Genomic DNA, 6,718 nt, shown 5'->3' on the forward strand with positions numbered 1-6,718 from the left:
ACAGGGGAGGGCGCACGATGACGGACGGGACGCGACCGGGCGGACCACTCGCGGCGGCGGTGCCGGGGCGGCACGCCGTCGTCGTCGGCGGCGGCCTCGCCGGGGTGACCGTCGCGCTCGCCCTCGCCGACGCCGGGGTGCGCGTGACGCTCCTCGAAGGCCGGCCCCGCCTTGGCGGACTCGCCTTCTCCTTCCGGCGCGGCGACCTCACCGTCGACAACGGACAGCACGTCTACCTGCGCTGCTGCACCGCCTACCGCTGGTTCCTCGAACGCATCGGGGGCGCCGCGCTCGCCCCGCTGCAGGACCGGCTCGACGTGCCCGTCCTCGACGCCGGCAGACCCGAGGGACGCCGGCTCGGCAGACTGCGCCGCGACGCACTGCCCGTGCCCCTGCACCTCGGGCGCAGCCTGGCCACCTACCCGCACCTCTCGCTCGCCGAGCGCGCCCGCGTCGGCCGCGCCGCACTCGCCCTCAAGGCACTGGACCCGGCCGACCCCGCCCTCGACTCCCAGGACTTCGGGAGCTGGCTGGCCGCGCACGGCCAGTCGGCCCGTGCCGTCGAGGCACTGTGGGACCTCGTGGGGGTCGCCACCCTCAACGCGGTCGCCTCCGACGCCTCACTGGGGCTGGCCGCGATGGTGTTCAAGACCGGTCTGCTGTCCGACCCGGGCGCCGCCGACATCGGCTGGGCCCGCGTCCCGCTGGGCGAACTGCACGACCGCCTCGCCCGCAAGGCGCTCGACTCCGCGGGCGTCCGTACCGAGGTCCGTACACGCGTCACCTCCGTCTCCACCAACGAGAACGGCGGCTGGAGCGTCCAGGTTCCCGGCGAGACGCTGCGGGCCGACACGGTCGTCCTCGCCGTGCCCCAGCGCGAGGCCCACGGCCTGCTGCCGCCCGGCGCCCTCGACGCCCCCGAACGGCTGCTCGACATCGGCACGGCACCGATCCTCAACGTGCACGTCGTCTACGACCGCAAGGTCCTCGCCCGGCCCTTCGTCGCCGCCCTCGGCACACCGGTGCAGTGGGTCTTCGACCGCACCGAGGCCTCCGGACTGCGCCAGGGCCAGTACCTCGCCCTGTCCCAGTCGGTGGCCCACGACGAGATCGACGCCCCCGTCTCCGTACTGCGCGAGCGCTACCTGCCCGAGCTGCGGCGGCTGCTGCCGCGGGCGCGCGGCGCCGAGGTGAAGGACTTCTTCGTGACCCGGGAGCGCACGGCCACGTTCGCCCCCACCCCCGGCGTGGGCCGGCTGCGCCCCGGCGCACGCACCAAGGCTCCCGGCCTGTACCTGGCCGGCGCGTGGACCGCCACCGGATGGCCCGCGACCATGGAGAGCGCCGTCCGCAGCGGCGTGAGCGCCGCGGACGCCGCCCTGCGCGCCCTGGGCCGGCCCCGTCCGAGCCGCCTCTTCACTGCGCCGGAGGCGGCCCCCCGCACCTTCCCCGGGGACACCCCCCGGGGTCCCGGCCGACAACCGGGAGAGACCGGCGCCGCCCAGCGAGGGGGGATCCGGTGAAGGCCGCCCACCAGCCCACCGCGGCCCCCCGCACCGCCGGTACCGCGACAAGAGGAGAGACTGTGCCCACTGTGCCCCCGGCCGCTCGGCAGACCGCGGTGGACGTGACCGCGCTGTTGGAGCGCGGACGGACCCTGGCCACTCCGGTCCTGCGGGAGGCCGTGGACCGCCTGGCCCCTCCGATGGACACCGTCGCCGCCTACCACTTCGGCTGGATCGACGCCGCCGGCAACCCGGCGGACGGCGACGGCGGCAAGGCCGTGCGCCCCGCCCTCGCGGTGCTCTCCGCCGAGGTCACCGGCGCCGCACCCGAGGCCGGAGTGCCCGGCGCGGTCGCCGTCGAACTCGTCCACAACTTCTCCCTGCTGCACGACGACCTCATGGACGGCGACGAACAGCGCCGCCACCGCGACACCGTCTGGAAGGTGCACGGCCCCGCCCAGGCCATCCTCGTCGGCGACGCCCTGTTCGCCCTCGCCAACGAGGTCCTGCTGGAGCTGGGCACCGTCGAGGCCGGCCGCGCCGCCCGCCGCCTGACCACCGCCACCCGCGCCCTGATCGACGGCCAGGCGCAGGACATCTCCTACGAGCACCGCGACCGGGTCAGCGTCGCCGAGTGCCTGGAGATGGAGGGCAACAAGACCGGCGCCCTGCTCGCCTGCGCCTGCTCCATCGGCGCGGTGCTCGGCGGCGCCGACGACGAGACCGCCGACACGCTCGAGAAGTACGGCCACCACCTCGGCCTGGCCTTCCAGGCCGTCGACGACCTCCTCGGCATCTGGGGCGACCCGGAGGCCACCGGCAAACAGACCTGGAGCGACCTGCGCCAGCGCAAGAAGTCCCTGCCGGTGGTGGCCGCGCTCGCGGCGGGCGGCGACGCTTCCGAGCGGCTCGGCGAGATCCTCGCCGCCGACGCCAAGAGCAGCGACTTCGCGAACTTCTCCGAGGAGGAGTTCGCGGCCCGCGCCGCCCTCATCGAGGAGGCGGGCGGCCGGGAGTGGACCGCCCAGGAGGCGCGCCGTCAGCACACCATCGCCATCGAAGCCCTCGACTCCGTGAACATGCCCGACCGGGTCAGGTCCGCGTTCACGGCGCTCGCCGACTTCGTCGTCGTACGAAAGAGATGATCACTATCGGAACCACCCTCGCGTAGTCGCCGGCCGGTGCCGAAAGGTTTCAGGCACCGGTCGACGGCGGACCCACAGCAGCACGACTTGCACGACTGCACGAAGGGGAAGCCATGACAGCGACGACCGACGGAAGCACCGGGGCCGCACTGCCGACCCGCGCTGCCGCGGCCAGCGAAAGCGTACTCACCACCCCCGTGACGGCCGGGGTACAAGAAGCCGCCGCACACGCCACCCGGCGTGCCACCGACTTCCTGCTCGCCCAGCAGGACGCCGAGGGCTGGTGGAAGGGCGACCTCGAGACGAACGTCACGATGGACGCCGAGGACCTGCTCCTGCGCCAGTTCCTGAACATCGCCGACGAGGAGACCACCCGCGCCGCCGCGCTCTTCATCCGCGGCGAGCAGCGCGAGGACGGCACCTGGGCCACCTTCTACGGCGGCCCCGGCGAACTGTCCACCACCATCGAGGCCTACGTCGCCCTCCGCCTGGCCGGCGACGCGCCCGGGGCGCCGCACATGGCGAAGGCCTCGGCCTGGATCCGCGCGCAGGGCGGCATCGCCGCCTCCCGCGTCTTCACCCGGATCTGGCTCGCCCTGTTCGGCTGGTGGAAGTGGGAAGACCTGCCGGAGATGCCACCGGAGCTGATCTGGTTCCCCGACTGGATGCCGCTCAACATCTACGACTTCGGCTGCTGGGCCCGGCAGACCATCGTGCCGCTCACCATCGTCTCGGCCAAGCGCCCGGTGCGCCCCGCGCCGTTCCCGCTGGACGAGCTGCACACCGACCCGCGGCACCCCAACCCGCCCCGGCCGCTCGCCCCGGCGGCCAGCTGGGACGGCGTCTTCCAGCGCCTGGACAAGGGCCTGCAGGCCTTCCGCAAGGTCGCGCCGAAGCGGCTGCGCAGGGCCGCGATGAACGCCGCCGTGCGCTGGATCATCGAACGCCAGGAGAACGACGGCTGCTGGGGCGGCATCCAGCCGCCCGCCGTCTACTCCGTCATCGCCCTGCACCTGATGGGCTACGACCTCAACCATCCGGTGATGCGCGCGGGCCTGGAGTCGCTGGACCGTTTCGCGGTCCGGCGCGAGGACGGCGCCCGCATGATCGAGGCCTGCCAGTCCCCGGTGTGGGACACCTGCCTGGCCACCATCGCGCTCGCCGACGCCGGCCTGCCCGCCGACCACCCGCAGCTGGTGAAGGCCGCGGACTGGATGCTCGGTGAACAGATCGTGCGCCCCGGCGACTGGTCGGTGCGCCGCCCCGGACTGCCGCCGGGCGGCTGGGCGTTCGAGTTCCACAACGACAACTACCCCGACATCGACGACACCGCCGAGGTGGTCCTCGCGCTGCGCCGGGTCCGCCACCACGACCCGGAACGCGTCGACAAGGCCATCGGCCGGGGGGTGCGCTGGAACCTCGGGATGCAGTCGAAGAACGGCGCCTGGGGCGCGTTCGACGTCGACAACACCAGTCCCTTCCCCAACCGCCTGCCGTTCTGCGACTTCGGCGAGGTCATCGACCCGCCGTCGGCCGACGTCACCGCGCACGTGGTGGAGATGCTCGCCGTCGAGGGCCTGGCCCACGACCCGCGCACCCGGCGCGGCATCCAGTGGCTGCTCGCCGAACAGGAGGCGGACGGCTCGTGGTTCGGCCGCTGGGGCGTCAACTACATCTACGGCACCGGCTCCGTCGTACCCGCGCTGACCGCGGCCGGCCTGCCCGGCTCCCACCCGGCGATCCGCCGCGCGGTGGCCTGGCTGGAGCGCGTGCAGAACGACGACGGCGGCTGGGGCGAGGACCTGCGCTCCTACCGGTACAGCAGGGAGTGGAGCGGCAGGGGCGCCTCCACCGCCTCGCAGACCGCGTGGGCGCTGATGGCCCTGCTCGCGGCGGGGGAGCGGGAGTCCGAGGCGGTCGAGCGCGGCATCCAGTGGCTGGCCGGCACCCAGCGGGAGGACGGCTCGTGGGACGAGCCGTACTTCACCGGCACCGGCTTCCCCTGGGACTTCTCCATCAACTACCACCTGTACCGGCAGGTGTTCCCGCTCACCGCGCTCGGCCGCTACGTCCACGGTGATCCCTTCGCCGGCAAGACGCCGGGCGACCGGCCCCGCGTCGAGGCGCAGGGCAGCTGATGAGAACCCAGCCCGCCCCGGACCCGCTGCTGATCGCCTGCGCGCTCGGCATCGAGCACTTCGCCCTGCGCAGCGGCGACCGCGGCGCGCGGCGGGCGGGCCGGCGCGCGGGAGGCGGTCCGGAGCGGTACCGGGCCGGAGGGCCGGTGGACATCCTGCGCACCGGCATGGGCCCCCGGGCGGCGGAACGCTCCGTCACCCGGGCCCTCGCCGGGCCCGCGCTGGCCCGGGCCGCCGTGCTGGCCACGGGCTTCTGCGCCGGCCTCGCCCCGGGCATGCACCCCGGCGACCTCGTCGTCGCCGAGGAGACCCGGGACCCGCGCGGGACCGTCGCCTGCGTCGGCACCGAACTGCTGGTGAAGGAACTCACCCGCGCCCTGCCCGGCCGCACCGTCCACACCGGGCCCGTCACCGGCTCCGACCACGTGGTGCGCGGTCCCGAGCGGTCCGACCTGCGCGCCACCGGCGCGATCGCGGTCGACATGGAGTCGGCGGCCACGCTGCTGAGCGCCGTCCGCGCCGGCGAGCGCCCGGTCGCGGCCGTCCGGGTGGTCGTGGACGCCCCGGAACACGAACTCGTACGCATCGGCACGGTGCGCGGCGGCATATCCGCCGTCCGCGTTCTCCGCGCCGTCCTTCCTACTTTCTTCGAATGGCACCGTAATGTGCTGCTCCCCAGGAGGTGAGCCAGATGGCCATGCCACTGCGCCAGTCCATCAAGGTCGCTACATATCTGGCCGAACAGAAGCTGCGCAAGCGGGACAAGTTCCCGCTGATCGTGGAGCTTGAGCCGCTCTTCGCCTGCAACCTGAAGTGCGAGGGCTGCGGCAAGATCCAGCACCCGGCCGGAGTGCTCAAGCAGCGCATGCCGGTCGCCCAGGCCGTGGGCGCGGTGCTGGAGTCGGGTGCGCCGATGGTGTCCATCGCGGGCGGAGAGCCCCTGATGCACCCTCACATCGACGAGATCGTGCGCCAGTTGGTGGCCAAGCGGAAGTATGTCTTCCTGTGCACCAACGCCATGCTGCTGCGCAAGAAGATGGACAAGTTCAAGCCGTCCCCCTACTTCGCCTTCGCCGTGCACATCGACGGCCTGCGCGAGCGGCACGACGAGTCGGTGGCCAAGGAGGGCGTGTTCGACGAGGCCGTGGCGGCCATCAAGGAGGCCAAGCGGCGCGGCTTCCGGGTGACCACCAACTCCACCTTCTTCAACACCGACACCCCGCAGACCATCATCGAGGTCCTCAACTTCCTCAACGACGACCTCAAGGTCGACGAGATGATGATCTCGCCCGCCTACGCCTACGAGAAGGCGCCCGACCAGGAGCACTTCCTCGGCGTCGAGCAGACCCGCGAGCTGTTCAGGAAGGCCTTCTCCGGCGGCAACCGGCTGCGCTGGCGGCTCAACCACTCGCCGCTGTTCCTCGACTTCCTCGAGGGCAAGGTCGACTTCCCGTGCACCGCCTGGGCGATCCCGAACTACTCCCTCTTCGGCTGGCAGCGCCCCTGCTACCTGATGAGCGACGGCTACGTCCCGACGTACCGCGAACTCATCGAGAAGACCGACTGGGACAAGTACGGCCGCGGCAAGGACCCGCGCTGCGCCAACTGCATGGCGCACTGCGGCTACGAGCCCACCGCCGTCCTGGCCACCATGGGGTCCCTGAAGGAGTCCCTGCGCGCCATGCGCGAGACCGTCTCCGGAAACCGGGACTGACCCGGTGACGGCCGTTTCCTTGGGCCTTCCCGAGGTACCGGCCCGGCCGGTCGCCGAGCGGCGCGTGTCGCGGCGGATCCAGGTCGGGCCGGTGGCCGTCGGGGGCGGGGCCCCGGTGTCGGTGCAGTCGATGACGACGACGCGTACGTCGGACGTCGGTGCGACGTTGCAGCAGATCGCGGAGCTGACGGCGTCGGGCTGTCAGATCGTGCGGGT

Annotated in this window: 6 protein-coding genes; all 6 read left to right on the forward strand. The window is 72.9% G+C overall.

The window, feature by feature from the left end; translation table 11 throughout:
* Positions 1-17: 17 nt before the first annotated feature.
* Entirely contained in the window at positions 18-1,523 is a 1,506-nt protein-coding gene (gene hpnE / locus ABZ719_RS28560; protein ID WP_366728052.1) for a hydroxysqualene dehydroxylase HpnE, read from the forward strand.
* On the forward strand, positions 1,520-2,650 hold the full coding sequence (locus ABZ719_RS28565; protein WP_366728053.1) for a polyprenyl synthetase family protein: 1,131 nt from the start codon (positions 1,520-1,522) through the stop codon (positions 2,648-2,650). The genes hpnE and ABZ719_RS28565 overlap by 4 nt, the downstream gene beginning before the upstream one ends.
* Positions 2,651-2,763: 113 nt before the next feature.
* A complete protein-coding gene (gene shc, locus ABZ719_RS28570) occupies positions 2,764-4,788 on the forward strand; it encodes a squalene--hopene cyclase (RefSeq protein ID WP_366728054.1) in 2,025 nt (674 codons plus the stop codon).
* Positions 4,788-5,474 carry a 1-hydroxy-2-methyl-2-butenyl 4-diphosphate reductase gene (locus ABZ719_RS28575; RefSeq protein WP_366728055.1) on the forward strand — a complete coding sequence of 229 codons (687 nt, stop codon included), beginning with the start codon at positions 4,788-4,790 and terminating at the stop codon, positions 5,472-5,474. Before shc ends, ABZ719_RS28575 begins: the two co-directional genes overlap by 1 nt.
* Before the next feature lie 5 nt (positions 5,475-5,479).
* Positions 5,480-6,502, forward strand: a complete 1,023-nt coding sequence (gene hpnH, locus ABZ719_RS28580) for an adenosyl-hopene transferase HpnH (protein ID WP_037863097.1) — start codon at positions 5,480-5,482, stop codon at positions 6,500-6,502.
* A gap of 4 nt (positions 6,503-6,506) precedes the next feature.
* Positions 6,507-6,718: flavodoxin-dependent (E)-4-hydroxy-3-methylbut-2-enyl-diphosphate synthase (locus ABZ719_RS28585; protein WP_366728056.1), on the forward strand; the 212-nt coding region annotated here is incomplete at its 3' end.

It is taken from the genome of Streptomyces sp. NPDC006743 (assembly GCF_040703815.1).
GTDB lineage: Bacteria > Actinomycetota > Actinomycetes > Streptomycetales > Streptomycetaceae > Streptomyces.

Bases quoted from the DNA above. Each gene is read 5' to 3' on its own strand.
- hpnE (WP_366728052.1), top strand. From the start codon at position 18: ATGACGGACGGGACGCGACCGGGCGGACCACTCGCGGCGGCGGTGCCG.
- shc (WP_366728054.1), top strand. From the start codon at position 2,764: ATGACAGCGACGACCGACGGAAGCACCGGGGCCGCACTGCCGACCCGC.
- ABZ719_RS28575 (WP_366728055.1), top strand. From the start codon at position 4,788: ATGAGAACCCAGCCCGCCCCGGACCCGCTGCTGATCGCCTGCGCGCTC.
- hpnH (WP_037863097.1), top strand. From the start codon at position 5,480: ATGGCCATGCCACTGCGCCAGTCCATCAAGGTCGCTACATATCTGGCC.